This is a genomic window from Acidovorax sp. GW101-3H11 (genome assembly GCF_001633105.1).
Lineage (GTDB): Bacteria > Pseudomonadota > Gammaproteobacteria > Burkholderiales > Burkholderiaceae_C > Acidovorax.
On the sequence record NZ_LUKZ01000035.1, the window covers coordinates 71,566 to 95,182 of the forward strand.

27 protein-coding genes are annotated in these 23,617 nt (G+C 66.6%); 21 read left to right on the top strand and 6 right to left on the bottom strand.

The genetic code is table 11. From position 1 onward, the window contains the following. Nucleotide 1 precedes the first annotated feature (1 nt). The 5 genes from A1D30_RS23630 (at nt 2) to A1D30_RS23650 (ending at nt 6,309) form a co-directional block, all read left to right on the top strand. The gene (locus A1D30_RS23630; RefSeq protein ID WP_063463171.1) at nt 2–1,075 is read left to right on the top strand and encodes a branched-chain amino acid ABC transporter permease; all 1,074 of its coding nucleotides are present in this window, start codon (nt 2–4) and stop codon (nt 1,073–1,075) included. 93 nt (nt 1,076–1,168) lie between these two features. Beyond that, entirely contained in the window at nt 1,169–3,313 is a 2,145-nt protein-coding gene (locus tag A1D30_RS23635; RefSeq protein WP_109791021.1) for a D-(-)-3-hydroxybutyrate oligomer hydrolase, read from the top strand. Between the two features lie 122 nt (nt 3,314–3,435). Continuing rightward, nucleotides 3,436–4,584, top strand: a complete 1,149-nt coding sequence (locus A1D30_RS23640) for an ABC transporter substrate-binding protein (RefSeq protein WP_063463172.1) — start codon at nt 3,436–3,438, stop codon at nt 4,582–4,584. Between the two features lie 175 nt (nt 4,585–4,759). Further along, nucleotides 4,760–5,626: an alpha/beta hydrolase gene (locus tag A1D30_RS23645; protein ID WP_063463173.1), complete on the top strand. Its 867-nt coding sequence runs from the start codon at nt 4,760–4,762 to the stop codon at nt 5,624–5,626. 215 nt (nt 5,627–5,841) lie between these two features. Then, nucleotides 5,842–6,309, top strand: coding sequence for a DM13 domain-containing protein (locus A1D30_RS23650; protein WP_063463174.1), 468 nt, complete (start codon nt 5,842–5,844; stop codon nt 6,307–6,309). 27 nt (nt 6,310–6,336) lie between these two features. Here the strand turns inward: A1D30_RS23650 and A1D30_RS23655 are convergent, their stop codons facing one another. Next, entirely contained in the window at nt 6,337–6,579 is a 243-nt protein-coding gene (locus A1D30_RS23655; protein WP_055400446.1) for a glutaredoxin, read from the bottom strand. A 111-nt stretch (nt 6,580–6,690) separates the two neighbouring features. Between A1D30_RS23655 and A1D30_RS23660 the strand changes: the two genes are divergently transcribed. The 8 genes from A1D30_RS23660 to A1D30_RS23685 are packed head-to-tail and all read left to right on the top strand — an operon-like array spanning nt 6,691 to nt 12,259. Beyond that, nucleotides 6,691–7,257, top strand: coding sequence for a lipocalin family protein (locus tag A1D30_RS23660; RefSeq protein ID WP_063463175.1), 567 nt, complete (start codon nt 6,691–6,693; stop codon nt 7,255–7,257). After that, a complete protein-coding gene (locus tag A1D30_RS23665; RefSeq protein ID WP_082836600.1) occupies nt 7,254–8,270 on the top strand; it encodes an FAD-dependent oxidoreductase in 1,017 nt (338 codons plus the stop codon). The genes A1D30_RS23660 and A1D30_RS23665 overlap by 4 nt, the downstream gene beginning before the upstream one ends. Before the next feature lie 18 nt (nt 8,271–8,288). Continuing rightward, nucleotides 8,289–8,471, top strand: coding sequence for a DUF2256 domain-containing protein (locus A1D30_RS23670; RefSeq protein ID WP_063463177.1), 183 nt, complete (start codon nt 8,289–8,291; stop codon nt 8,469–8,471). Then, nucleotides 8,468–9,784, top strand: a complete 1,317-nt coding sequence (locus A1D30_RS23675; protein ID WP_063463178.1) for a DASH family cryptochrome — start codon at nt 8,468–8,470, stop codon at nt 9,782–9,784. Before A1D30_RS23670 ends, A1D30_RS23675 begins: the two co-directional genes overlap by 4 nt. Further along, entirely contained in the window at nt 9,781–11,352 is a 1,572-nt protein-coding gene (locus A1D30_RS23680; RefSeq protein WP_063463179.1) for a cryptochrome/photolyase family protein, read from the top strand. The genes A1D30_RS23675 and A1D30_RS23680 overlap by 4 nt, the downstream gene beginning before the upstream one ends. 12 nt (nt 11,353–11,364) lie before the next feature. Then, a complete protein-coding gene (locus A1D30_RS25945) occupies nt 11,365–11,520 on the top strand; it encodes a hypothetical protein (RefSeq protein ID WP_157891356.1) in 156 nt (51 codons plus the stop codon). Nucleotides 11,521–11,536: 16 nt separating this feature from the next. Continuing rightward, a complete protein-coding gene (locus A1D30_RS26710; RefSeq protein WP_277922029.1) occupies nt 11,537–11,659 on the top strand; it encodes a hypothetical protein in 123 nt (40 codons plus the stop codon). A gap of 3 nt (nt 11,660–11,662) precedes the next feature. Continuing rightward, entirely contained in the window at nt 11,663–12,259 is a 597-nt protein-coding gene (locus A1D30_RS23685; RefSeq protein WP_242422023.1) for an SDR family NAD(P)-dependent oxidoreductase, read from the top strand. A gap of 107 nt (nt 12,260–12,366) precedes the next feature. Here the strand turns inward: A1D30_RS23685 and map are convergent, their stop codons facing one another. Together map and A1D30_RS23695 are read right to left on the bottom strand one after the other, a co-directional pair. Further along, nucleotides 12,367–13,167, bottom strand: a complete 801-nt coding sequence (gene map, locus A1D30_RS23690; protein ID WP_063463180.1) for a type I methionyl aminopeptidase — start codon at nt 13,165–13,167, stop codon at nt 12,367–12,369. Beyond that, complete coding sequence (locus A1D30_RS23695) at nt 13,167–13,439, bottom strand: ParD-like family protein (RefSeq protein ID WP_063463181.1); 273 nt, start codon at nt 13,437–13,439, stop codon at nt 13,167–13,169. The genes map and A1D30_RS23695 overlap by 1 nt, the downstream gene beginning before the upstream one ends. Here A1D30_RS23695 and A1D30_RS23700 point away from each other — a divergent pair. Further along, on the top strand, nt 13,381–13,908 hold the full coding sequence (locus A1D30_RS23700) for a branched-chain amino acid ABC transporter permease (protein WP_242422018.1): 528 nt from the start codon (nt 13,381–13,383) through the stop codon (nt 13,906–13,908). The genes A1D30_RS23695 and A1D30_RS23700 overlap by 59 nt on opposite strands. Before the next feature lie 33 nt (nt 13,909–13,941). Here A1D30_RS23700 and A1D30_RS23705 read toward each other — a convergent pair whose 3' ends face one another. Continuing rightward, complete coding sequence (locus A1D30_RS23705; RefSeq protein WP_063463182.1) at nt 13,942–14,838, bottom strand: LysR family transcriptional regulator; 897 nt, start codon at nt 14,836–14,838, stop codon at nt 13,942–13,944. A 99-nt stretch (nt 14,839–14,937) separates the two neighbouring features. On the opposite strand from A1D30_RS23705, the gene A1D30_RS23710 reads away from it, so the two are divergent. The 7 genes from A1D30_RS23710 (at nt 14,938) to A1D30_RS23740 (ending at nt 20,972) form a co-directional block, all read left to right on the top strand. Beyond that, complete coding sequence (locus A1D30_RS23710) at nt 14,938–15,639, top strand: class I SAM-dependent methyltransferase (protein WP_063463183.1); 702 nt, start codon at nt 14,938–14,940, stop codon at nt 15,637–15,639. A gap of 134 nt (nt 15,640–15,773) precedes the next feature. Further along, the gene (locus A1D30_RS23715; protein WP_131798537.1) at nt 15,774–16,388 is read left to right on the top strand and encodes a hypothetical protein; all 615 of its coding nucleotides are present in this window, start codon (nt 15,774–15,776) and stop codon (nt 16,386–16,388) included. Between the two features lie 41 nt (nt 16,389–16,429). After that, nucleotides 16,430–16,858 carry a hypothetical protein gene (locus A1D30_RS23720; protein WP_063463185.1) on the top strand — a complete coding sequence of 143 codons (429 nt, stop codon included), beginning with the start codon at nt 16,430–16,432 and terminating at the stop codon, nt 16,856–16,858. A gap of 35 nt (nt 16,859–16,893) precedes the next feature. Continuing rightward, entirely contained in the window at nt 16,894–17,310 is a 417-nt protein-coding gene (locus A1D30_RS23725; protein ID WP_063463216.1) for a DUF2141 domain-containing protein, read from the top strand. Between the two features lie 19 nt (nt 17,311–17,329). Then, entirely contained in the window at nt 17,330–18,847 is a 1,518-nt protein-coding gene (locus A1D30_RS23730; RefSeq protein WP_347336248.1) for a carotenoid oxygenase family protein, read from the top strand. A 104-nt stretch (nt 18,848–18,951) separates the two neighbouring features. After that, a complete protein-coding gene (locus A1D30_RS23735) occupies nt 18,952–19,836 on the top strand; it encodes an alpha/beta fold hydrolase (protein WP_082836601.1) in 885 nt (294 codons plus the stop codon). A 248-nt stretch (nt 19,837–20,084) separates the two neighbouring features. Continuing rightward, entirely contained in the window at nt 20,085–20,972 is an 888-nt protein-coding gene (locus A1D30_RS23740; protein WP_063463186.1) for an alpha/beta fold hydrolase, read from the top strand. Between the two features lie 373 nt (nt 20,973–21,345). Here the strand turns inward: A1D30_RS23740 and A1D30_RS23745 are convergent, their stop codons facing one another. Together A1D30_RS23745 and A1D30_RS23750 are read right to left on the bottom strand one after the other, a co-directional pair. After that, on the bottom strand, nt 21,346–22,410 hold the full coding sequence (locus tag A1D30_RS23745) for an alkene reductase (RefSeq protein WP_063463187.1): 1,065 nt from the start codon (nt 22,408–22,410) through the stop codon (nt 21,346–21,348). 216 nt (nt 22,411–22,626) lie between these two features. Further along, a complete protein-coding gene (locus tag A1D30_RS23750; protein WP_109791023.1) occupies nt 22,627–23,589 on the bottom strand; it encodes a helix-turn-helix domain-containing protein in 963 nt (320 codons plus the stop codon). Between the last annotated feature and the right edge of the window lie 28 nt (nt 23,590–23,617).

The window sequence follows — 23,617 nt, forward strand, 5'->3', positions numbered from 1 at the left end:
CATGCTGAATCGACTTCTCTCTGGCGACTACCCGCGCAGCAAGGTGCTCGCGGTCATCCTCGTGACCCTCCTGCTGGGGCTGGCGTTTGCACCCTTCCTCTTCCCCGGCGTCAAGGCGCTCTCGGTGGCGGCCAAGGTGCTCATCTTTGTGGTGCTGGTTGCCAGCTTCGACCTGCTGCTGGGTTACACCGGCATCGTGAGCTTTGCGCACACCATGTTCTTTGGCATTGGCGCCTATGGCATTGCGGTGGCCACCACGCGCCTGGGCCCTACCTGGACGGCGCTGGGCGTGGGCGTTGGCGGCGCGCTGCTGCTGTCGCTGCTGCTGTCGCTGGCCGTGGGCCTGTTCTCGCTGCGCGTGCGCGCCATCTTCTTTGCCATGATCACGCTGGCCGTGGCGGCGGCGTTCCAGACGCTGGCTTCGCAGCTGTCGGACATCACCGGCGGCGAAGACGGCCTGACCTTCAAGGTGCCCGAGATCCTCTCGCCCAGCTTCGAGCCGTTTGACGAGCCCTTCCTGGGCGTGAGCATCGACGGGCGGCTGATCTGCTACTACCTGCTCTTCGTCACCGCCGTGGCGCTGGTGCTGGCCCTGCTGCGCATCGTCAACTCGCCGTTTGGCCGCGTGCTGCAGGCCATCCGCGAGAACGAGTTCCGCGCCGAGGCCATTGGCTACCGCGTGGTGGTGTACCGCACCACCTCCAGCGTGCTGTCGGCGCTGTTTGCCACCATGGCGGGTGCGATGCTCGCGCTCTGGCTGCGCTACAACGGGCCGGACACGTCCCTGAGCTTCGAAATCATGATGGACTGCCTGCTCATCGTCGTGATCGGCGGCATGGGCACGATCTACGGATCGGCCATCGGCGCGGTGCTGTTCCTGGTGGCGCAAAGCTACCTGCAGGATCTGCTGCGCCTGGGCCACGAGGCCACCTCGGGCCTGCCCTGGCTGTCGGCCCTGCTGTCGCCCGACCGCTGGCTGCTGTGGCTGGGCGTGCTCTTCGTTCTTTCGGTCTATTACTTCCCCACCGGTGTGGTGGGGCGCCTGCGCGCGGCAGCTGCGCGCAAGGCGGGGTGAGTGGCCCCGGCCGCGCCGGGTGACCGGCGTGGCCCGGGTGTGTGGATGAGCTGTGCAACAAGACGCAAAGAAAAAACTCCAGGAGACAAGCACATGAAGATGAGCATGAAGAACCCGCGTTTTCGTCCTTTCGTTCCCGCCGCGCTGACTGCGGCGGTGCTGGCTGCCTGCGGCGGCAGCAGCGGCGACAGCGCCGCCCCCAACACCAAGCCCGGCTACCTGGGCACCATCAGCGAGACCACCTACGACGGCAGCAGCAATGACCTGCTCACGGCGGGCCTGGGCGCCACGGGTCTGGCCGCTGCCGTGCCCCCCGCGTTTGCCGACCCCCTCAAGCCCACGGCGGCCGAGCTGCGCCGCACGGCCATCCACACCAACTACCGCGCCATGCTCGACATGACGGCTGCCGGCGGCTACGGCACGCTCTACGGCCCCAATGTGGATGCGCAGGGCAAGGTCACCACGGGCGAGGGCAAGGTGCCCGGCACCGAATACATCGCGTTTGCCGACGACGGCACGGGCCGCAAGAGCGTCACCCTCATGGTGCAGGTGCCTGCCAGCTTCGACCCCAAGAAGCCCTGCATGATCACCGCCACCACTTCGGGCTCGCGCGGTGTGTATGGCGGCATCTCCACGGGCGAGTGGGGCCTCAAGAAGGGCTGCGCCGTGGCGTACTCCGACAAGGGCACGGGCGGCGCGCCGCACGATCTGCAGAACGACACCGTGCCGCTGATCGACGGCACACGCACCACGGCCGCCGCAGCGGGCAAGGCCGCAGCCTTCAATGCGGGCCTCACGGCCACCGAGCTGGCCGCCTTCAACACCGCCACGCCCAACCGCTTTGCGTTCAAGCACGCGCACTCGGGCCAGAACTCTGAAAAGGATTGGGGCACGAGCACGCTGCAGGCCGTGGAGTTTGGCTATTACGTGCTCAACCAGCGCTACGGCGCCACCGACGCAGCGGGCCAGCGCCTCAAGACGCTGACCCCGGCCAACACCATCGTGATTGCGTCCAGCATCTCCAACGGCGGTGGCGCGGCCATAGCTGCGGCCGAGCTGGACACGCAGGGCCTGATCAGCGGCGTGGCCGTGTCTGAGCCTGCCATCGAGATGCCCGCCAACCCCGGCGTCACGGTGCGCCGTGGCAGCGCCGACGTGGCCGTCACCGGCAAGACGCTGGTGGACTTCACCACCTACGCCAACCTCTACCAGGCCTGCGCGTCGCTGGCGCCCTCGGTCAGCACCAGCCCGTTTGCGGCCGCGTTTGCCGCCGGGTTTGCCAGCACCGCGCTGCCCATTGCGCCCAACCGCTGCGCGTCGCTCAAGGCAGCGGGGCTGCTCACGGCCAGCACCACGGCCACGCAGGCCGAAGAGGCCCTGCAAAAGCTGCGCGCCTATGGCTGGGAGCCCGAGTCGAGCGACCTGCATGCCTCCATGGCCGCGTTTGAAGTGTCCCCCGCCGTGGCCGTGACCTTTGCCAACGGCCTCTCGCGCGCCAGCGTGCAAGACAACCTCTGCGGCTTCAGCTACGCCGCCACGGCAGCCACTGGCGGGGTCACCCCGCTGGCCGCCGCTGCACTGCCCGGCATGTTTGCCACCGGCAACGGCGTGCCGCCCTCGGGCGGCATCAACCTGGTCAACAACCTCGGCAAGCTGGGCCCGGCGCGCGACTTCCTGTCGGTGTCGGACGCCGGTGTCGCCGACTGGAACCTGAGCGGTGCCCAGTGCCTGCGCAACCTGGTCACCGGCAACGATGCCGCCGCCAAGAAGCTGCAGGCCGGTGTGGATGAAACCCGCCGCAACGGCAACCTGCGCGGCAAGCCCGCCGTGATCGTGCATGGCCGTGCGGATGCACTGCTGCCCGTGAGCCACACCTCGCGCCCCTACGCCGCGCTGAACAAGAAGGTCGAAGGCTCCGCCAGCAAGCTCAGCTATGTGGAAGTGGCCAACGCCCAGCACTTCGACAGCTTCATCGGCCTGCCCACGGTGCTGCCGGGCTACGACAGCCGCTACGTGCCGCTGCATGTGTACCTGAACCACGCGCTCGACGCCGTGTACGACCACCTTGCCAGCGGTAAGGCCCTGCCCGCCAGCCAGGTGGTGCGCACCGTGCCACGCGGTGGCACACCGGGCAGCGCCCCGGCCATCACCGCCGCCAACGTGCCGCCGCTGGCCACCACGCCTGCTGCCGCCAACGCCATTGCCATCACGGCGGGCACCATCGCCATCCCCGACTGACCCAAGGAGCTTTGCCAGACGACACACCGTCACCGCCGCCTGCCGGGCACGCGCCGGGGCTGTCTGCCCTTGCGCCGCCCGTGGTCGCGGCTGCAAGCCACTCAACCAGGGGATGAACCGACATGGACAAGGTCAAGACATGGAGCCGCCGCGCGGCGGCAGCGCTGGCGGTGCTGTGGGGCGGGGCCACCGCGCCCGCGCTGCACGCTGCCGAAATTGTGGTGGGGCAGGTGGCGCCGCTCACTGGCGTGCTGGCCAGCACCGGCGCGCAGATGGTGCTGGGCGGAAAGATCTACTTTGACTGGGTGAACGCCCAGGGCGGGGTGCATGGCGCCAGCATTCGCCAGTCGGTGGTGGACGATGCCTACAAGGTCGCCGATACCGTGAAGCTGACCCGCGAGCTGCTGGCCAAGCCCGAGGTGGTGGCGCTGTACGGCTTTGCGGGCACGGCCAACATCACCCAACTGCTAGCAGACGGCGTGTTGCAAGAGGGCGGTGCGGCGCTGGTGGCGCCTTACACGGGGGGCGAATCGCTGCGCAACCCGTTCAACCCCTGGATCTTCCACGTGCGCGCAGGCTACGCCGACGAGGCCGAGCACATGGTGCAGCAGCTCACCACGCTGGGCATGAACCGCGTGGCCGTGATGTACCAGGACGACGGTTTTGGCAAGGCGGGCCTGGCAGGCGTGGAGGCGGCTTTGGCCAAGCGCAGCCTCAAGGTGGTGGTGGCTGCTGGCTACGAACGCAACACCGACAAGGTGGATGAGGCCGTCAAGGCCATCAAGGCGTCCGACGTGCACGCGGTCATCATGATCGCGGTGAACAAGCCCGCAGCGGCCTTCATCCAGCGCTACCGCGAGCAGGGCGGGGGCGCACAGCTCTACAACATCTCGGTGGTGGACCCGACCGAGCTGGTCAAGCTTGCGGGCCTTAAGAACGCGCACGGCCTGGGCATCAGCCAGGTGGTGCCGTATCCCTACCGGCCACAGCTGCCGGTGGTGCGCGAATACCAGTCGCTGCTCAAGAAGTACGCGCCCGAGGCCGAGGTCAACTACACCAGCTTCGAGCAGTTTCTGGGTGCCAAAGTGCTGGTCGAGGCTCTGCGCCGCGCAGGCCCCGTGCCCACACGCGCCAAGGTCGTCAAGGCGCTGGAGTCCTTGCAAAGCTATGACCTCGGCGGCATCACGCTGGGCTATTCGCCCACCAACCGCATCGGCTCGCGGTATGTCGAGGTCACTGTCATCGGCAGCAATGGCCGCCTCATGAAATGAACGCGGCTCAAAAAACTCTCCTGGCGTCGTTGTCGCGTCTTGCCGTACTTCCAGTACTGTCCGCGACGCGACGCCTGGCCAGGACCGCTTCGCTGAGTTTTGTGAGCCGCTACCCATCCACAGGTTGTTTTGTCCGCAGCCTGCACTCTTCCACTGACTCACAAGGTTGCCCACCATGACTCCGTTATCACGCTACGCCACCTGCGCTGGCTATGAAATCCATTACACGGAATGGGGTGCGGCAGATGCCCCGGTGGTGATTGCATGGCACGGCCTGGCGCGCACGGGGCGCGACATGGACCCCCTGGCCGCCCACCTCGCGTCGCGCTATCGCGTGATCTGCCCCGACACCCTGGGCCGGGGCCTGAGCCAGTGGGCGCGCGCCCCGCAGGATGAATACCGCCTGTCGTTCTACGCGCGCATTGCGGCTGACCTGTTCGATCAGTTGAACATCGAGAAAGCGCACTGGGTGGGCACCTCGATGGGCGGCGCCATCGGCACCGTGTGTGCGTCGGGCCTGTTCGAGCCGCAGCTCAAGGGCCGCATCCAGAGTCTGCTGCTCAACGACAACGCCCCGCGCCTGGCAGATGCCGCGCTGGAGCGCATCAAGGCCTACGCAGGCCACCCGCCCGCGTTCGACACGGTGCGTGAGCTGGAGGCGTTCTTCCGGCAGGTGTACACGCCCTACGGCTGGCTCAGCGATGCCCAGTGGCGCCTGCTGACCGAGAGCAGCACCCGCCGCCTGCCCGATGGCCGTGTGACGCCGCACTACGACCCGGCCATGGTGCAGCAGTTCACCCACCACGCCAACGACTACCTGATCTGGGACCACTATGACGCGCTCGACATCCCCGTGTTGTGCCTGCGCGGCGAAGAGTCTGACCTGGTGCTGCGCGACACCACCGCCGAGATGCTGACCCGGGGCCCCGGTGCGCGCAGCCTGGCGCAGGTGGTGGAGGTGCCCGGCTGTGGCCACGCGCCCGCGCTGAATGTGCCGGAGCACTACGCGCTGGTGGATGGGTTTCTCGCCCGGGCATCCTGAACGAAGGGACTGGCAGCGCGGCGCGTTGAAGGCAGGGGCGGTGCGCAGTACATTGGTGCCACGCCGTGTAGAGCGTAAACACGTTCTTGTTGATCCGGCACGAACCTACTTGAACCGTTCACGCTGAGCTTGTCGAAGCGCCGCGCAAGGTTTCGACAAGCTCAACCCGAACGGATATTTCAAGTTTAAAGAGGCCTGCTCAACAACCCATCGCCATGAAACCCCTGCTGCTCATCGCCTCGCACCTTGTCACCCTGGCCATCGGGTTTGCGCTGGGCGTGTATGCACTGCCGATCCTGATCGCGCCCGACGCCCCCACGCTGCAGCAAATCCAGTCGAGCCAGCCCGCTGCGCAATGGACCGCCACCTTCCGCCGTGACCTGAAAGACAGCGACGCCCTGCACTGGGGCGAAGGCGCCGTGTCCATCAGCCCGCAGGCCATCAGCCTGGTGGGCAAGCTGGCCCCGGGGCCGGACTACAAGCTCTACCTGTCGCCCGAATTTGTCGAGACCGAGGCCGACTTCAAGCGCCTCAAGCCCCAGATGCTGCGTGTGGGCGATGTGAAGACGTTCAACAACTTCATCGTCCCGCTGCCGCAGGGTGTGGACCCCGCAAAGTTCAACACCGTGATCGTGTGGTGCGAAACCTTCAGCGAGTTCATCACCGCTGCGAAGTACCAATAGCCAAACAGCCAGGGGCGAAAGCCGGTGTCACTGGCCGATCTGCGCCAGCGCCGCCTGCAGCCCCGCCAGCCCGCCCACGCGCTGGTTGTTGATGAAGATCTGCGGCATCTGCCGCACCGAAGGCCCGCACTTGGCATAGAACGCCAGGCGTTCGGCCTCGTCGTCGATCTTGATTTCCTCAAAAGGCAGCGAACGCGACTGCAGCAGCTTCTTGGCCGAATCGCATTGGGGGCAGGCGGATTTGGAGTAAACGGTGATTTGAAAAGTCATGGGCAGAGTTTACGGGTGGGCCATGGCAAGCGCCCGCGCCGGGCTTTCGCCACAACAGCGTTTGTGGTGGCAGAATACCAATTGGTTTGTTTTGTGACCAATTGGTAATTTATGCCCTTCTTCCTATCCTGCTTCCGCCGCTGGGTCTGGCTCGGGCTGGCCGTGGCGGTGCTCGCCTTGAGCGGCTGCTCGTCCACCCGCCCGCCCGAGGGCATCACGCCCGTCACCCCGTTTGACCTGGCCCGCTATGAGGGCCGCTGGTACGAGGTGGCCCGGCTGGACCATTCGTTTGAGCGTGGCATGACGGACGTGAGCGCCAGCTACCAGCGCCAGGCGGACGGCAGCGTGCGCGTGCTCAACCGGGGCTTTGACACCGGCAAAAAAGACTGGCGCCAGGCCGAGGGCAAGGCCCTGTTCACGGGCGATGCCAACACCGCCTCGCTCAAGGTGTCGTTCTTTGGCCCGTTCTATGGCGGCTACCACGTGGCCGCGCTGGATACCGACTACCAATGGGCCCTGGTGGTGGGGCCGGACCGCAGCTACTGCTGGATCCTGTCGCGCACCAAGCAGCTGCCCCCGGGTGTGCGCGAACAGCTCATTGCCCGCGCACAGGCCCTGGGCATCGACACCCAGGCGCTGATCTGGGTGACCCACCAACGCACCGACCCACAGCCATGAGCCTTGCTATGCCACCACAAACCATCGCCATCATCGGCGCAGGCCTGGCAGGCTTGTCGTGCGCGCAGGCGCTGCTGCAGGCGGGCCACACGGTGCATGTGTTCGACAAAAGCCGAGGCCCGTCGGGCCGCATGAGCACCCGCCGCGCGGAAGACGACAACGGCCCCTGGCAGTGCGACCACGGTGCGCAGTATTTCACCGCCCGCGACCCGGCCTTTCGCGCCGAAGTGGCCCGCTGGCAGCAGGCCGGCGTGGCTGCGTTGTGGAATGCCCGGCTGGCCAGCTTTGACGGCAACGCCTGGACCACCCCGGCTACCCCGCTGGAGCGGTTTGTGGGCACCCCACGCATGACGTCGCCCGCCGCCTGGCTGGTGCAGCACCTGGGCGCGCCTGCGCTGGCGCAGTGGCAAACCACCGTCCAGCGGCTGGACCACACCGAAGGTGGGTGGGCCATCACCTCGGCAGAACATGGCCTGCACAGCCCGCGTTACAGCGCCGTGCTGCTGGCCGTGCCTGCCCCGCAGGCCGTGCCCTTGCTGGCGCCCCTGGCCCCTGCGTGCGCCGCCTTGGCCGCCAGCGCACGCATGCGTGGCAGCTGGGCTGTGATGCTGCGCTACGCCAGCCCCGTGGCCCTGCCGTGGGAGGGCGCGTTCATCAACACCGGCCCCCTGCGCTGGGTGGCGCGCGACAGCAGCAAACCCGGCCGCACGGGGCAAGAAACCTGGCTGCTGCACGCCAGCGCCGAGTGGAGTGAGGCCCATATCGAAGACAGTGCCGATGCCGTTACTGCCGAACTGCTCGCCGCCTTTGCAGCTCTCGGGGGCCCTGCGCCCGTTGCGGCCACGGCCCACCGATGGCGCTATGCCGACACCGAGCCCGCGCTCACGCGGGGCAGCTGGTGGGATGCGCAAATGCGCCTGGGCCTGTGTGGCGACTGGTTGCACGGCGGCAAGGTCGAAGGCGCGTGGCTCAGCGGGCGTGCGCTGGCGCAGCAGGTGTCGATGCCTGCATAAACAACTCACAGGCCCGCCATGCGTATGCGCAAAAAATCCGACCTTCCGCAAAAGACCTGCCAGCGCTGCGGCCTGCCCTTCACCTGGCGCAAGAAGTGGGAGAAGGTGTGGGACGAGGTGAAGTACTGCTCCGACCGCTGCCGCAGCGAGCGCAAGCGCAGCGGCACTTCGCAAGGCGTGGCAGGGGAGGGCACCGCATGAGCTCCGTGCTCTTCTGGTTTCGCAACGATCTGCGCCTGCACGACCAGCCCGCGCTTCACGCAGCGCTCACCAGCGGGGCCACACACCTGCTGCCCATGGTGTGCCTGCCCGCGCCCGATGAACGCACGCCCTGGGGCTTTGCCCGCGTAGGCTCCCACCGCCGCGCCTTCACCGCCGCTGCGCTGCGCTGGCTTCATCAACAGACGAATGCATTGGGCAACCCGCTGCTCATCTGCCAAGCCCCGCCTGCCACCGCCTTGCCGCAACTGGCCCAGGCTGTGGGGGCCACCACCGTGGTGTGCGAAGACATTGCTGCCCCTTACGAACAGGCCGAGGTCGCAGCCCTGCGCGCAGCAGGCCTGCAGGTGCGTACCGTATGGCACAGCAGCCTGCTGCACCCGGCCGACATGCCCTGGCCTGCCTCTGACCTGCCCGGTGTGTTCACCAGCTTCCGACAGAAGGTCGAGCGCGCAGGCATCACCCCCGCTGCACCACTGCCCGCACCCACCAAACTGCTGCCGCCGCCCCAAGTGCCTGCGCCCGTGCTGCAAGCCGTGGGCGCAGAGCAGGGCGCTGCCAGCATCCAGCCACCCGCACCGCCCCAGGGCAGCGATGCGCGCTCGTCCTTCCCCTACGGAACGCCTGCATGTGATGGCAGCGAGGCTGCCGCGCTGGCCCATCTGGCGCAGTACCTGGCCCGCAAGCTGCCCCACAGCTACAAGGCCACGCGCAACGGACTCACGGGGTTGGACTACTCCAGCAAGTTCTCGCCCTGGCTGGCCACGGGGGCACTCTCGCCGCGCCAGATCTATGCCGATCTAAAAACCTTTGAGCGCGACCACGGCGCGAACGATGGCACCTACTGGCTGTGGTTTGAGCTGCTGTGGCGCGACTACTTTCGGCTGCTGCACCTGCAATACGGCGCAGCGCTGTACCGGGTGCGAGGCCTGTCAGAACTACCGCCCGCCCCGTACAACCCGCGCGGCTTTGAACGCTGGTGCCGGGGCGAGACGGGCGAGCCGCTGGTCGATGCCGCCATGCGTGAGCTGGCTGCCACCGGGTATCTGAGCAACCGCCTGCGCCAGGTCGTAGCCAGTTACCTCATCTACGACCTGCACAGCGACTGGCGCGCTGGCGCCGCGTGGTTCGAATCGCAACTGGTGGACTACGACGTGTACAGCAACCAGGCCAACTGGCTCTACATCGCCGGGCGCGGCACCGACCCGCGCGGGGGCCGCCGCTTCAACCCCACCAAGCAGGCGCAAGACCACGATGCCGACGGCAGCTACCGCCGCATGTGGGGCACGGCATGAGCACGCCACAACCCTCCACCCCACAGCGTGCCCACACCCTGCGCCTGCTGCTGGGCGACCAGCTTAACCCCGAGCATTCGTGGTTCGCCGCGCAGGACGAAGGCGTGGTCTATGTGCTGATGGAAGTGCGGCAAGAGACCGACTACGTGCTGCACCACGCGCAAAAAATCCTCGCCATCTTTGCCGCCATGCGCGACCTGGCCCGCCACCTGCGCGAGGCGGGGCACCGCGTGCGCTATGTGGGCATCGACGACGCGAGCAACCGCCAGTCGATGCCTGACAACCTGGCCGCCCTCATGGCCCACTACGGTGCGCACACGCTGCAATACCAGCACCCTGATGAGTGGCGGCTGGATGAGCAACTGCGCACCTGGGGTGCACAGCAAACCTTTACGGTGCAGGCTGTCAGCAGCGAGCACTTCTACACCACCCGCACCGAAATGGCCGAGGTGTTCAAGGGCCGCAAGCAGTGGCTCATGGAGCACTTCTACCGCCGCATGCGCCAGCGCCACAGCGTGCTGATCGACGAGGCTGGCGAGCCCGAAGGCGGCCAGTGGAACTACGACCACGACAACCGCAAGCCCTGGCCAGACACCAAGGACGCGCCCGCATTGCCGCCCGACGCCCGCCCCACGCACGACCACAGCGCTCTGTGGGCCACCATCCAGGCCGCAGGCGTGCAAAGCTTCGGCAACCCCCAGGCCCGCGCGCTGCGCTGGCCGTTGAACCGGGCCGAGGCGCTGGCGTGGCTCGACCACTTCATCACCACCACGCTGCCGCACTTTGGCGCGTATGAAGACGCCATGAGCACGCGCAGCAGCAGGCTCTTTCACTCCCTGCTGTCCTTCGCGCTCAACACCAAAATGCTGCGCCCGCACGAGGTGGTGCAACGCGCCCAGGCCGCCTACCACGCAGGCAACGCGCCCCTGCCAGCGGTGGAAGGCTTCATCCGTCAGATCCTCGGCTGGCGCGAATATGTGCGCGGCATCTACTGGGCCCACATGCCTGGCTACGACGAGCGTAACGCTTTGGGCCACAACATACCGCTGCCCGAATGGTTCTGGACGGGCCAAACCCGCATGCGCTGCATGCAGCACGCGGTGGGCCAGTCGCTGGAGCATGCGTATGCCCACCACATCCAGCGACTCATGGTCATCGGCAACTTTGCGCTGTTGGCGGGGCTCGACCCCGCCGCCGTGCACCGCTGGTATCTGGGCGTGTACATCGACGCCTTTGAATGGGTGGAAGTGCCCAACACCGTGGGCATGAGCCAGTTTGCCGACGGAGGCCTGCTGGCCACCAAACCCTATGTGAGTAGCGCCGCCTACATCGACCGCATGAGCGACTACTGCAGCGGCTGCCACTACGACAAGAAGCTCAAGGTGGGCGAGCGTGCCTGCCCGTACAACGCGCTGTACTGGGACTTTTTTGCGCGCAACGCAGGCACGCTGGGGAGCAATTTCCGCCTCGGCATGGTGTACCGCCAGTTGCAAAAGATGCAGGGCCCGCAGCTGGATGCGCTGCGTGAGCATGCGGCCAGTTTGCGCACGCGGATCGATGCGCTGTAGCCACTGCCCACCATGCGCGCCGCCTTCGTTCCTCCGTTCACCCTGAGCCTGTCGAAGGGCCGCACCGCCACCTCCCAACCGTTCAGCCTGAGCCTGTCGAAGGCTATCCCCGCGCCCTGGCTTCGACAAGCTCAGCCCGAACTGTGGTGGTTTGCAGATAGACACTGACCCAGAGGTTTCGACCATGTCCACCCCATCCCTGCAGTCCCTGCATTCCTTACCCGAGGGCTACCGCGCCCTCGTCATCGGCTCCACCGGTGCCATCGGCAGCGCCTTCCTCACCCACCTGCAGGCCGACCCGCGCTGAGCCCTGGCCGTGGGCCTGGGCCGCCACACCCACCCGGCGGTCGATCTGGACGACGAATCCACCATTGCCGCCGCCGCCCACCAGCTCAAGGCCCAGGGCCCGTGGCACTGCATCATCCACGCCGCAGGCCTGCTGCACGGCCCCCACGGCATGCCTGAAAAGCGCCTGGGCCAGCTGATCTGCGCGCAGATGGAAGCCACCTTCCGCACCAACACCTTTGGCCCCGCTCTCGTGCTGGCCCACTTTGCACCGCTGCTGCCCAAGCAGGGCCGTGGCCTGCTCGCCGTGCTCTCGGCCAAGGTGGGCAGCATTGGCGACAACCGCCTGGGTGGCTGGTACAGCTACCGCGCATCCAAAGCGGCGCTCAACATGCTGGTCAAAACGGCATCCATCGAAGTGGCCCGCACCCACCCGCAGGCCGTGCTGGTGGCGCTGCACCCGGGCACCGTCAACTCGGCGCTGTCGGCCCCGTTCAATGGTGCAGAAATTGGCCGCCCGGCGGCGGATGCGGCGGGCGACATGCTGCGGGTGCTGGATAGTTTGCCGGTGGAGGAAACGGGGTGCTTCTACGCCTACAGCGGTGACAAGCTGCCCTGGTAGCCGTCTCGGAGTGTGTAAGGCGGTTTGCTATGGTTTTGATACCGGCTACCCAATACAGTCGCGCGGTAGCGGCCTATTTCATCTAAATTTTGAGGTTCAAAGGCCGCTCACACTGGTGCATACGCGCCCGTGCCACCCGGCCACGCCGTCAGCACCTCATAGCCGCTGTCTGTCACCGCCACCATGTGCTCCCACTGGGCGGAGAGTGAGCGGTCCTTGGTCACCACCGTCCAGCCATCGGCCAGCTCCTTGGTTTCGTGCTGGCCTGCGTTCAGCATGGGCTCGATGGTGAAGACCATGCCCGCCTCCAGCCGCAGCCCCTGGCCGCGCCGCCCGTAGTGCAGCACCTGCGGCTCATCGTGGTACACGGTGCCAATGCCGTGGCCGCAGTATTCGCGCACCACGCTGAAGTTCTCGCGCTGCGCCACGGTGGCAATCGCGTGGCCCACATCGCCCAGCGTGGCCCCCGGCTTCACCGTGCGGATGCCCGCGCACAGCGCCTCGTACGTGGTGCGCACCAGCCGCTGGGCCAGCACGCTGGGCGTGCCCACGCAGAACATGCGGCTGGTATCGCCATACCAGCCGTCCTTTTCCACCGCCACATCAATGTTCACGATGTCGCCCTTCTTCAGCATCTGCTGGGGCGATGGGATGCCGTGGCACACGACATGGTTCACCGAGGTCAGCACCGTCTTGGGGTAGCCCAGGTAGCCCACATTGGCAGGCCGCGCGCCCTGCACGTTCACGATGTGGTCGTGGCACAGGCGGTCCAGCGCATCGGTGGTCACGCCCGGCACCACATGCGGCTCGATCATCGCCAGCACCTCGGCGGCCAGCTGCGCCGCCCGCCGCGCCATCACCAGTTCTTCGGCCGAGCGGATCGGCACCCCACGGTCAGCGCGCGCCATCAGTGGGGCTGCTTTCTGGTGCGTGCGGTGGGGGCAACGTCTGCTGCAGAGGTAGCAGGCTTGCTGTCCAGCTCACCCCGCGCCGCCAGTGCCACATCCAGCCCACCCGCCAGCTCGGCCCGCACCAGCATCTGGCAAATCTCGCGGTGGTCCAGGTCGGGGTACATCTCGGCCAGCATGCCGACACGCATCCAGTGCTCGGCCTGGGAATTGATGGAACGGCTCAACGCCGTGCTTCTGCGCAGCAAGGTGGGCACGGCCGCGCAGGCCATCCGCGACAACGAGACCGCCGCCATTTCGCTTGGGGTGCGTGTGGTCGCCATCAAGCGGCTGGTGTTTGTGCTGTCGGCGTTTGGCTGCGCACTGGCCGGCGGTCTGTGGCTGGCCACGTCCATCAGCTTTCAGCCCAAGATCTATTTCAGCGTGCAGTGGACGGCCTACATGATCTTCATGGTGTTGGTGGGGGGGATAGGCACCATGGAAGGCCCCATCCTCGGCGCGCTGCTTTTCTTTGCGGTAGAGACCGTGTGGGGCGGGCAGGGCGTGCTCTACCTCATCGGCCTGGGCGCCATTGCCATGCTGTTTGCGCTGTTTTTGCCCAAAGGCATCTGGGGAGCAGTGCAGCAGCGCTGGGATGTGCACCTGCTGTCGGCGGGGTACCAAGTGCGCTCGCGCGCGCCGCACAAGGTCGATGCGGATCGGGCCGCCGCAGGAGCGGGTACGAGTGAGAGGCACACATAGCCACCGACCGCTGAGCCTTGGCCCGTGCCGCCTTCAGTGCTTGTCCAGCGACGCACCGTTGGACAACCCCTCCGCCAGCGCCTCAAACACCACCCGTATCCGCCGCGAGGTGCGCAGCTCACGGTGCGACACCAGCCAGATCGGAAAGCGCACCGGCGGCACATCGTCCAGCACGCGGACGACGCCCGGGGTGTGGCGCGCGATGCTCTCCATCATGGCCCCGATGCCCATGCCCTGGCACACCAGCGCCCAGTGGGCCACGGTGTGGTCGGAGTAGCAGCTGAAGTTGTCTTCGCTCAGATGCAGCCCGTACTGGCGCAGGTACTCCAGATACCGGCCCGCGCGGTCCGAGCCCACAAACGGCACCTGGGTCGCGTCCTGCGCGGTGCGCGGGTGGCCGTGGATCTTCACCCAGCCTTCGGATGCATAGAAGTGGGCGGTGGCCTCGCCGATCAGGCGGGCGATAAGGTCGGGTTGCTCGGGCTTGACGTGGCGGATGGCAATGTCGGCCTCGCGGCGCAGCAGGTCGCTCAGCGCGTTGGACGAAACCACTTCGACAGCAATGCCGGGCTCCTGGTCGCGCAGCCGCTGAACGATGGGCGGCAGCAGGTAGGCTGCCACGGCGTCGGTGGCCGACACCGACACCACACCGCCCACCGCCTCAGACCGGCCCGTGGCCGCCAGGCCCAGGGCCTCGGCGGCGGCGCCCATGGCACGGGCGTGTTCCAGCAGGTCGAGCCCGGTGGGGGTGAGCACCATGGCCTTGCCCACACGCTCGAACAGGGTCACGCCCATGTGCTGTTCGATGGCTGCCACCTGGCGGCTCAGCGTGGGCTGGGTCAGCCCCAGCTTGCGGGCAGCGGCCGAGAGCGATCCGGTTTCTGCGGTCTCCAGAAACGCTTTGAGCTGGTTCCAGTCGAGGTTGTCCATGCGTAAATGTATATGTTCACTGCAATAAAGGCCGTTCCCTGCGGGGTTTTGCATGGATAGCATTCCGGTATCGCTCAACACCCGATGCCTCACCCGCCCATGCCAACGCCTTCCATTGCCCCGGCCCTCCATGCCACGCCACATGCTGAGGCGGGTGCATCCTCATTTGCCCGCAAGGCCCGCTTCTGGGACCGCATAGCGCCCAAATACGCCGCCGAGCCGATTGCCGACATGGCGGGCTACGAGACCACGCTGCAGCGTGTGCAGGCGCTGCTGCCTCCCGCAGCGGACGTACTGGAGGTGGGTTGTGGCACCGGCAGCACGGCCATGCGGCTGGCGCCTTTCACGGGGCGCATGCTGGCCACCGATGTTGCGCCGGGGATGATCGCCATCGCCCGCGAACGGCTGGCCGCCCAGCCCGTGCCGAAGCTGGGCTTTGCGCTGGCCGATGCTGACGCACCGGGGCAGGGGCAGGGCGCATACGACGTGGTGCTGGCCTTCAGCATGCTGCACCTGGTGGAGGACCTGGACCATGCGCTCAAGCTGCTGGTGCAGGCCCTGCGGCCCGGCGGTTTGCTGATCTCCAAGACACCGTGCATCAACGAGATGAACCCGCTCATCCCCCGCCTGGCGCTGCCCCTGATGCAGGCCATTGGCAAGGCGCCGCAGGTGCTGTGTTTCGACGCGCAGCAGCTGCAGGCGGCCCTGGTGCGGCAGGGGCTGGAGGTTGTCAGCGTCGAACGCCACGGCACCCGGGGCAAGGACATCCGGGTCTTCATCGTGGCCCGCAAGCCGGGCTGACCGCCCTCTCTTTTCCTTTCTGAGCAGACCGTGACGACGGCCGGGCCCGCAGGGCTGGGCCGGTGGCGGGCTGCTGCGCGCCTGTTTTTTTCTTCCCTCTTCTTTTTCTCCCTCCATCCACCAAGGAGCCGTGTATGACTGCGTTGTGCCCATTGCCTCCTTCACTGCCTTTGCTGCCTTCGTTGCACCGTGCAGCCGTGGTGCCTGCGGCCCTCATCACCTTGGCCCTGGGGCTCACCCTGCCTTTGGGGGCGTGCAGCGGGCGCAGCGGTGGTGACGGCGATGTGGCCTTGTCCGATGGGGGATGGGGCGGCGGCTCAGGAGGCATGGCGCCAATGACGGCCATCAGCGCGCTGGAGGGCGACTGGGTGCAAAAGGGCTGCGTCACGGTGGGGGCGCAGTCGTTCAAGAAGACGCTGCGCGCACGCACCACCGGGCAGGCCACGCTCGACTACTACGAAGGCGTTTTGATCTTTGCGGGCAACGGCTGCGCGGGCGCATCGCAACAGGTGGGCCCAAGCAAGCTGGGGGTGGTGCGCTTCGCGCGGTCTGACGCAAGCCCGGCGCTGGCCGCCCGCTGGGGTGAGTTGCACACCGTCATGGGCACGCACGCTGGTGCCATCTGGGCCCTGCCGTCCGCCCATCGGCTGTGCCTGCTGGGCGACGAGATTCCCAGCTCCCTGCCATCGCTTTCGGCCGTGGCCGCGAGCGTGGCAAGCCTTCCCGCAGACAACTGCTTTGTTCGATGAAACCGATGAAACCGATGACACCAATGACACCAAGGAACCCCATGAAGTCTTCTACACGCCCTGTGCTTTTGTGGGCCGCCCCGGCCGTTGCGGCATTGGCGCTTCTCAGTGGCTGCGCGTCCACCCTCGACCAGCGGGGCCTGGAGCAGCGCACGGCACAGGCCATCGGGCGGTCCGTGGGGCAGTTTTCCATCACCGACCGCGAAGAGGAAACCGGTGGCCGCATCAACTACACCGTCAACACCCTGGATGGCATGGCCTACCGCTGCTACCTGTACGGCGCCACAGGCTTCCAGAAGGCCATGAGCTTTGGGCAGACGCCGCACTCCGACGCCATCTGCACCGCTATGGTGGCCAGCAAAAGCGGCAGCAGCAGCCCTGCAGCCGCAGCAGCCCCAGCAGCTGCAGCCCGTGGCCGCAATGCCAGCCCCGAGTGCAACGCCTTGCTGAAAGCGGCCGGGCGGTGCTGAAGCGCGGCCTACCCAACGCTGCATGGAGCAACCCCATGAAGTCGATCCCCACCACCCTGTTGATGGCTGCGGCCTGGCTGCCCCTGGCGGCCAGCGCGGCTGACCTGCGGGTCTCTGTGACCGACGGCCCCGCAGCGCCAGCCACGCTCTACCTGGCCGTGTTTGACTCGGCCGATGCGTTTGCCAGCAACCAGGCCGTGGTCTCGCAAAAGATCGAACTGCGCGACGGTGCCGCGCAGCTGGTGTTCAGCGGCTTGCCCGCTGGGCGCTACGTGGTCAAGTCGTTTGCCGACGAAAACGGCAACGCCAAGCTGGACACCAACCTGCTGGGCCTGCCCACGGAGCGGTATGGCTTCTCCAACGACGCCAGGGGCCGCATGGGCCCGCCCAGTTTTGACGCGGCGGCCGTGCCGCTGGATGCCGACCACAGCATCACCATCCGCCTGCGCTAATCCTTTTTGAGGCGTCTTCATGTCCATCCATCGCCGTGATCTGGTGCTGCGGCTCATGGCCGCTGGCGGCGGCCCCTTGCTTGCGTCCCTGGCTCCCCCTGCGGCACATGCGCAAGCGCCTTCCGCCAACTGGCACGCCCAGTTCGAGGCATCCCAGGCGCCGTGGAAGCCTGCGTTTGCCACGGCGGCGGCAGACATTCCTCTGACAGCAGCCTCGGTGCGCGGGCGTTTCCCGGACGCCGTGGCGGGCACGCTGTATCGCGTGGGCCCGGCGGGCCACGACCTGGGCGGGGAGCGCTACCGGCACTGGTTTGATGGCGACGGCATGGCCCACCGTTTTGTGATCGAAGGCACCACCGTGCACCACCAGGGCCGCTACGTGGCCACCGCCAAGCGGCAGGCCGAAGTCCAGGCGGGCCGCAGGCTGACCGAAGGCTTTGGCACCGTGTTCCCGGGCCGCGAGCCACCCAGCTCGCCCGACAGCATGAACGCCGCCAACATCAGCATGCTGCCCGTGGGGGGCGACATGCTGGCGCTGTGGGAGGGCGGCTCGGCCACGCGCCTGGACCCCCGCACGCTGGAGACCCGGGGCCTCAAGACCTGGCGTGCAGACCTGGCAGGCGTGCCCTTCTCGGCCCACCCCCGGGTGGAGCCCGATGGAACGATCTGGAACTTTGGCGTGGACGCCCACCACGGCCTGTTGCTGCTGTACGAGATCGGCCCGGACGGGGCGCTGCGGCGCGCCGAGGCGTTCCCGCTCAGCCACATGCCCATGGTGCATGACTTTGCAGTCACGGCCGGGCACCTCGTCTTCCTGCTGCCCCCGCTGGTGTACGACGTGCGGCGCCGCCTGGCCGGGGCGAGCGTGCTGGATGCACACCAGTGGCGCCCCGAGCTGGGCATGCGCGCACTGGTGGTCCACAAGCAGGACTGGAAGCGGCAGCAGATGTTCCACCTGCCTGCAGGCTTCCTGTTCCACCTGGGCAACGCCTGGGAGGAGCAAACCGCCAGCGGCACGGTGATTCATCTCGACTACGCGCGCGCAGCCGATGCATCCAGCGTCCTCACCGACACGCGCGAGGTGATGCGCGCCCGGCTCGCAGGCTCGGCAGGCCCGGTGCTGACGGTGGCCCGCCTGGACCTGCGCACCGGCAAAGCCACCCAGGCCAGCCTGGGCGTGGAGGCGGAGTTTCCGCGCATCGACCCCCAGCGGGTCGGGCAGCGGCACCGCCAGGTCGTCCATGCCACGGGCACCCAGGGCGGCCTGCCGCTGTGGGGCGCCATTGCCTCCACCAACGTGGAAACCGGCGCCTCGCAGCGCTACCGCTACGGCCCCCACACCATCGTGGAAGAACATGTCTGGGTGCCCGACGCGCGCGGCCCCGGCTGGGTGCTGGGCACCGCGCTGGACTACGCCCGCAAGCAAACCCTGCTGTCGTGTTTTGCCGCCGACGCGCTGGCCGACGGCCCCGTGGCCCAGGCCACGTTGCCGTATGCACTGCCGCTGGGGCTTCACGGCGTGTTTGTGGCGGCGTGATGCGGCTTGATGCCCCCCCGTGGCGTGCCCCCGGCAGGTTTTTAAAGGCCCTGGCTTGCACCGGCAGGTGGGTCGGCTTCACTCAACAGAATGGTCAAGGCGAAATGAAAAGATGGCGGTGGGTGGGTTTGTGGTTGTCGGTGTGTCTGGCGGGCTGTGCCACCGTGCCGGGCGTGGTCACCGACACGGCGGGCGGGCGCACGGTGGAACACGCCTTGGCAGGGCAGGGCACACCCGTGGTGGTGTTCGAGAACGGGCTGGGGGCCCGCCTCGATTGGTGGGCCAAGGTCTGGCCCGACACAGTGCAGCAGACCACTGCGCTGGCCTACAACCGCGCAGGCTACGGCAACAGCGAGGCATCGCCAGAGCCCCGCGACGGCGCCCATGTGGTGGAAGAACTGCGGGCGCTGCTCCAGGCCCGTAAGCTGCCGCCCCCTTATGTGCTGGTGGGGCATTCGCTGGGCGGCCTCTACATGCAGCTGTATGCGCGCCAATACCCCGGCGAGGTGGCGGCGCTGGTGCTGGTGGACTCCACCCACCCCGACCAGATGCGAGGGGCTGGGAACCCAGACCTGTGGCCCACCTGGCTCAAAGTGGCCTTCCGCCTGGGCACCTCTGACGTGGTCAAACAAGAGCTGGCAGCGCTGGATGCCACCGGGCAACGCGTTGCCAGCCTGCCGGTGGACCCCGCTGTGCCCGTGTTTGTGCTCAGCGCGCTGCGCACCCCGGGGGCTTCGTCTGCGCTGGCAGACGATGTGCAACGAAAACGCGCCGATTTCGCGCACCTCTACCCCGGTGCCACCCAGGTGTGGGTGGACAGCGGGCACGGCATCCCCCTGGAGAAGCCCGAGGTGGTGCTGCAGGCGATTCGCGATGCAGTGCAGGCCGCCCGCGCGGCTCAGGCGACCCGCGCTGCGCCGCCGGGGTGTGCACCTGCGGCAGGCGGGCTGCCGGGTGCGTGCGCGCAGGGCGTGCAATCTGGCGGATAGCTTGTTTGCTATAAATTAAATAGCTAACAATGAATACAGACGGGCGGAAAGCACCATTTTGATTCAAGAAAAAAGCCCCGTGCGCTGCCCCAGCCGGTAGGCAAGACCCACGCAGGCGGGGGCGGGCCATAGGTTGCCGCTGATCTCAAAACGCGTGTTGCTGAGTTGGACTGCGGGAAGCTCTGGAGGCCACACCCATGGCAATTTCATCGTGGCGTGCTGGCCAGACCCCATGCCAGAATGAAACGATGAGCACCACCACCTCCTCCTTCCAGTCCAACGCCGACGGCACCCAGGTCACCACCTACACCTGGGCCCAAACCCCGGGCCAGCCTGTGGGCGTCGTTCAAATCTCCCACGGCCTTGCCGAGCATGGCGAGCGCTACGACCGCTTTGCGCGGGCGCTGAACGCCGCAGGCTTCATCGTCCACGCCGTGGACCATCGCGGCCACGGGCGCACAGCAGGTGGCAAGCTGGGCAACTTTGGCAGCGCTGGCTTCAGCGGCCTCATTGCCGACGTAGCGCAGTTCGGCGCTTTGCTCCGTGCGCAGCACGGGCCGCAGCAGCTTCCGCTCTTTTTGTTCGGCCACTCCATGGGCTCTTTCGCAGCGCAGGCGGCCATCATTGACCATTCATCCACCTGGTCCGGCGTCATCCTGTCAGGCTCCACCACCCTTGACCTGTTCGCCGCCGCCATGGCCAACGCCCCCGCCGACGCGCCCGCCGGGCTCGCGGCATTCAACGCAGGCTTTGAGCACCGCACCGGCTACGAATGGCTGTCGCGCGACGCTGCCGAGGTAGATGCCTACGTGGCCGACCCGTGGTGCGGCTGGGACGTGCCGCCCGACGTGATCCCCTCACTCTTCGCCCCTGCGCCCCGGCTGGCCGACCCCGCGCAACTCGCGCGCATCCGCAGCGACCTGCCCATCCTCATCGCATCCGGCGACGCAGACCCGCTGGCCGCAGGCGGGGTGTTGTTGGAGCAACTGGGGCAGCGGTATCGCGATGCCGGTGTGGCCGATGTGGCGGTCAAGCTGTACCCGGCCGCGCGGCATGAGATCTTGAATGAGACGAATCGGGATGAGGTGACGGGGGATGTTGCGGCGTGGCTGCGGGCGCATACGGGTCTGGCGTAGTCGGTACCCGATCCCTGTGAAATAGGCAGGTTTTCGGCAAGTAACCAGGGGGTAGTGGCTGGCTGCTCCCGGCCCAAAGCAGAAGATCACGTTTGCATCTTGAGCCGCCGGTAAGTAGCGGCGGGCTGCCGTTCGCGGCCTAACCGTCACCTCAGGATGGGAGGATGGTGCGGCCTTGGTACTGTTTGAACCGGAAACGATGTACGTCGTACGAGTTCGGCGGGCGGCGGAGCAAACCGAGGCAACTTATCCATTAAAGATCGTGATGGCGTACAACACTCGGTAGACGCCATCGATTCACAGCTTCGCAAGATCGAAGGGCAGAGCCTTGGGTATAAAGTGGCTCGTTTCTTCGATCTTTTGGGGCGGTGATTTATGCGACCTGCAGTGCCGGATAGTCTGTATAGCCCTTGGCGCCACCTGTGTAGAACGTGTTGGAGTCAGGCGCGTTCAGCGGTGCCTTGGCTCTGATGCGTGCGGGCAGGTCCGGATTAGCCAGGAAGGCGGTGCCAAAGGCCACAGCGTCAAGCTTACCTTCGGCAATGGCTGCCTCTGCCTCATCAGCGCTGTAACCCATATTGCCCACCAACACACCCTTGAACTTTTCACGCGCTACGGGCATGACATCGGCCTTCTGCACGCCGAAGAAATCGGCGCGCATCACGTGCAGGTAGGCCAGCTTGAAGGGATTGAGCCTATCGGCCAGGAAGCCGATGAGGGCCAGCGGGTCGCTGTCTTTCATGCTGTTGAAGCTGTTGAGGGGCGACAGGCGCAGACCCACACGTTCGGAGCCGATCGCTTGGGTCACGGCAGTGAGTACCTCGAACAGCAAACGTGCACGGTTTTCCAGCGATCCGCCGTAGGCATCGGTGCGCTGGTTGGGCGTGTCGCGCAGAAACTGGTCAATCAGGTAGCCGTTGGCGCCGTGTACTTCGACACCATCAAAGCCGGCGGCAATGGCGTTGCGTGCGCCTTGAGCAAACGCAGCCACGATGCCGGGAATCTCTTGGGCGGTCAGGGGGTGAGGCACCGCGTGCGGCACCTTGCCGTGGGGCGTGTGGATCTCACCCTCAATGGCGCTGGCGCTGCTGGAGACGATGGGGGCGCCATCGGCAGCGCCAGGGTAGGCTGCGCGGCCAGCGTGCCAGATCTGCATGAAGATGCGTCCGCCCTTGGCATGCACCGCGTCGGTCACCTGCCTCCAGGCTGCAATCTGCGCGTCGTTGTAGATGCCAGGCTCATTGACGAAGGCTGATGTACCGGGCGCCACCATGGTGCATTCGGAAATCAGCAGGCCACCGGTGGCACGCTGGCTGTAGTACTCGGCCATCAGCGCGTTGGGCATGTGGCCAGCGTCGGCACGGGCGCGTGTCAGTGGTGCCAGAAGGATGCGGTTGGGCAGGGTGACAGAACCTACTTGAAGTGGATTGAATAGCATGCGAATGAAAATCCAGGTTACTGGTTACTGAACAGAAGGCAGTGGTAAAGGTAACAGTTTCCCAATACTCAGACGTTCGAAAGGTCACTGAAGACGGCTTTGGCACGGCTGGTGCTTTTGCACCCAACGCACGATGTAGTGGACACGGGTTGGGAAGGCTTGGCTGCCGACAGTTTCGCGGCGGTCTCCAGCCGTACATGCACCAAACGCCTTTGGTCATCCACCGCGTCGCAACTCCCTGACCCCCCGGCCCAGCTTGCGGCGCAACAGGGTCCGCAGGGTCACTCCATCCGAGTACCCGACCTGTGCCGCGACCTGGTCGACGCTGGCGTTCCCGGTGCGCAAGAGATGGACGGCATGCTCCACGCGCAAGTCCTGGAAATATGACAGGGGTGTCTTGCCCAAAACGCTTTGCAGCCGCCGCGCCAAGGTGCGCTCGCTTGTGCCCGCGGCGCTGGCCGCCTCGGCCAGCGAGAAACCTTGCGCGAGCCGACGTCTGGCCCAGCACTCGAAGCGCTCTACCATCGGGTCGGCATGCGCAAGGTGGTCGGGAATCACGAACTCGGCTTGCGAACTGCGTGTCTCGACCAGCAGATAGCGTGCCACCAGGGCCGCCAGCGCCGGACTGCGCCCTCGGATGATGCGCAAGGCCAAGTCGACGTGGGCCAAAGCGGCACCCGCGGTGGTGAAGCGTGTCGAGTTCACGATCATGCGTGACTCGTCCAGCGTGACGTTCGGATAGCGCTGCCGAAACATCGGCCCCAGCCACCATGACGTCGTCGCACGATGCCCATCAAGCAGACCACTCTCTGCAAGCAAGAAACTACCGGAGCAAGCGGCACCAAGGTGCGCGCCAGCGGTGGACCACTGCTGTAGAGCCGCGACCGCATCGGGCACATCGGGGCGTGTGAGCCGAGCCGAGAGCGTGTCAGGCATCTTGTCGCCAAAAGCGGGCACGAGCACGACGTCTGGTTCGGGCACACCACGCGCAGTGACCACGGGCACCGTCAAGCCTTGCGCTGTTCGGATGCGACGCCGCACACCCACCAGCGTGAGCTCTATGCGAGAGGGGACCTGTGGCAGCGAGCCCGCCATCGCATTGGCCAAGCCCACTGTGTCAGTGAGCGCCGCAAGCCCCAGATCAAACACGCCATCACAAATAAGGAGGTGGAGTTTCATGGCAATAATGATACCAATGTTGTCATTA

Excerpts from the sequence above, each read along its gene's own strand:
- A1D30_RS23630 (WP_063463171.1), top strand. The coding sequence starts at position 2 with ATGCTGAATCGACTTCTCTCTGGCGACTACCCGCGCAGCAAGGTGCTC.
- A1D30_RS23635 (WP_109791021.1), top strand. The coding sequence starts at position 1,169 with ATGAAGATGAGCATGAAGAACCCGCGTTTTCGTCCTTTCGTTCCCGCC.
- A1D30_RS23640 (WP_063463172.1), top strand. The coding sequence starts at position 3,436 with ATGGACAAGGTCAAGACATGGAGCCGCCGCGCGGCGGCAGCGCTGGCG.
- A1D30_RS23645 (WP_063463173.1), top strand. The coding sequence starts at position 4,760 with ATGACTCCGTTATCACGCTACGCCACCTGCGCTGGCTATGAAATCCAT.
- A1D30_RS23650 (WP_063463174.1), top strand. The coding sequence starts at position 5,842 with ATGAAACCCCTGCTGCTCATCGCCTCGCACCTTGTCACCCTGGCCATC.
- A1D30_RS23655 (WP_055400446.1), bottom strand. The coding sequence starts at position 6,579 with ATGACTTTTCAAATCACCGTTTACTCCAAATCCGCCTGCCCCCAATGC.
- A1D30_RS23660 (WP_063463175.1), top strand. The coding sequence starts at position 6,691 with ATGCCCTTCTTCCTATCCTGCTTCCGCCGCTGGGTCTGGCTCGGGCTG.
- A1D30_RS23665 (WP_082836600.1), top strand. The coding sequence starts at position 7,254 with ATGAGCCTTGCTATGCCACCACAAACCATCGCCATCATCGGCGCAGGC.
- A1D30_RS23670 (WP_063463177.1), top strand. The coding sequence starts at position 8,289 with ATGCGTATGCGCAAAAAATCCGACCTTCCGCAAAAGACCTGCCAGCGC.
- A1D30_RS23675 (WP_063463178.1), top strand. The coding sequence starts at position 8,468 with ATGAGCTCCGTGCTCTTCTGGTTTCGCAACGATCTGCGCCTGCACGAC.
- A1D30_RS23680 (WP_063463179.1), top strand. The coding sequence starts at position 9,781 with ATGAGCACGCCACAACCCTCCACCCCACAGCGTGCCCACACCCTGCGC.
- A1D30_RS25945 (WP_157891356.1), top strand. The coding sequence starts at position 11,365 with ATGCGCGCCGCCTTCGTTCCTCCGTTCACCCTGAGCCTGTCGAAGGGC.
- A1D30_RS26710 (WP_277922029.1), top strand. The coding sequence starts at position 11,537 with ATGTCCACCCCATCCCTGCAGTCCCTGCATTCCTTACCCGAGGGCTAC.
- map (WP_063463180.1), bottom strand. The coding sequence starts at position 13,167 with ATGGCGCGCGCTGACCGTGGGGTGCCGATCCGCTCGGCCGAAGAACTG.
- A1D30_RS23700 (WP_242422018.1), top strand. The coding sequence starts at position 13,381 with ATGGAACGGCTCAACGCCGTGCTTCTGCGCAGCAAGGTGGGCACGGCC.
- A1D30_RS23695 (WP_063463181.1), bottom strand. The coding sequence starts at position 13,439 with ATGGCCTGCGCGGCCGTGCCCACCTTGCTGCGCAGAAGCACGGCGTTG.
- A1D30_RS23705 (WP_063463182.1), bottom strand. The coding sequence starts at position 14,838 with ATGGACAACCTCGACTGGAACCAGCTCAAAGCGTTTCTGGAGACCGCA.
- A1D30_RS23710 (WP_063463183.1), top strand. The coding sequence starts at position 14,938 with ATGCCAACGCCTTCCATTGCCCCGGCCCTCCATGCCACGCCACATGCT.
- A1D30_RS23715 (WP_131798537.1), top strand. The coding sequence starts at position 15,774 with ATGACTGCGTTGTGCCCATTGCCTCCTTCACTGCCTTTGCTGCCTTCG.
- A1D30_RS23720 (WP_063463185.1), top strand. The coding sequence starts at position 16,430 with ATGAAGTCTTCTACACGCCCTGTGCTTTTGTGGGCCGCCCCGGCCGTT.
- A1D30_RS23725 (WP_063463216.1), top strand. The coding sequence starts at position 16,894 with ATGAAGTCGATCCCCACCACCCTGTTGATGGCTGCGGCCTGGCTGCCC.
- A1D30_RS23730 (WP_347336248.1), top strand. The coding sequence starts at position 17,330 with ATGTCCATCCATCGCCGTGATCTGGTGCTGCGGCTCATGGCCGCTGGC.
- A1D30_RS23735 (WP_082836601.1), top strand. The coding sequence starts at position 18,952 with ATGAAAAGATGGCGGTGGGTGGGTTTGTGGTTGTCGGTGTGTCTGGCG.
- A1D30_RS23740 (WP_063463186.1), top strand. The coding sequence starts at position 20,085 with ATGAGCACCACCACCTCCTCCTTCCAGTCCAACGCCGACGGCACCCAG.
- A1D30_RS23745 (WP_063463187.1), bottom strand. The coding sequence starts at position 22,410 with ATGCTATTCAATCCACTTCAAGTAGGTTCTGTCACCCTGCCCAACCGC.
- A1D30_RS23750 (WP_109791023.1), bottom strand. The coding sequence starts at position 23,589 with ATGAAACTCCACCTCCTTATTTGTGATGGCGTGTTTGATCTGGGGCTT.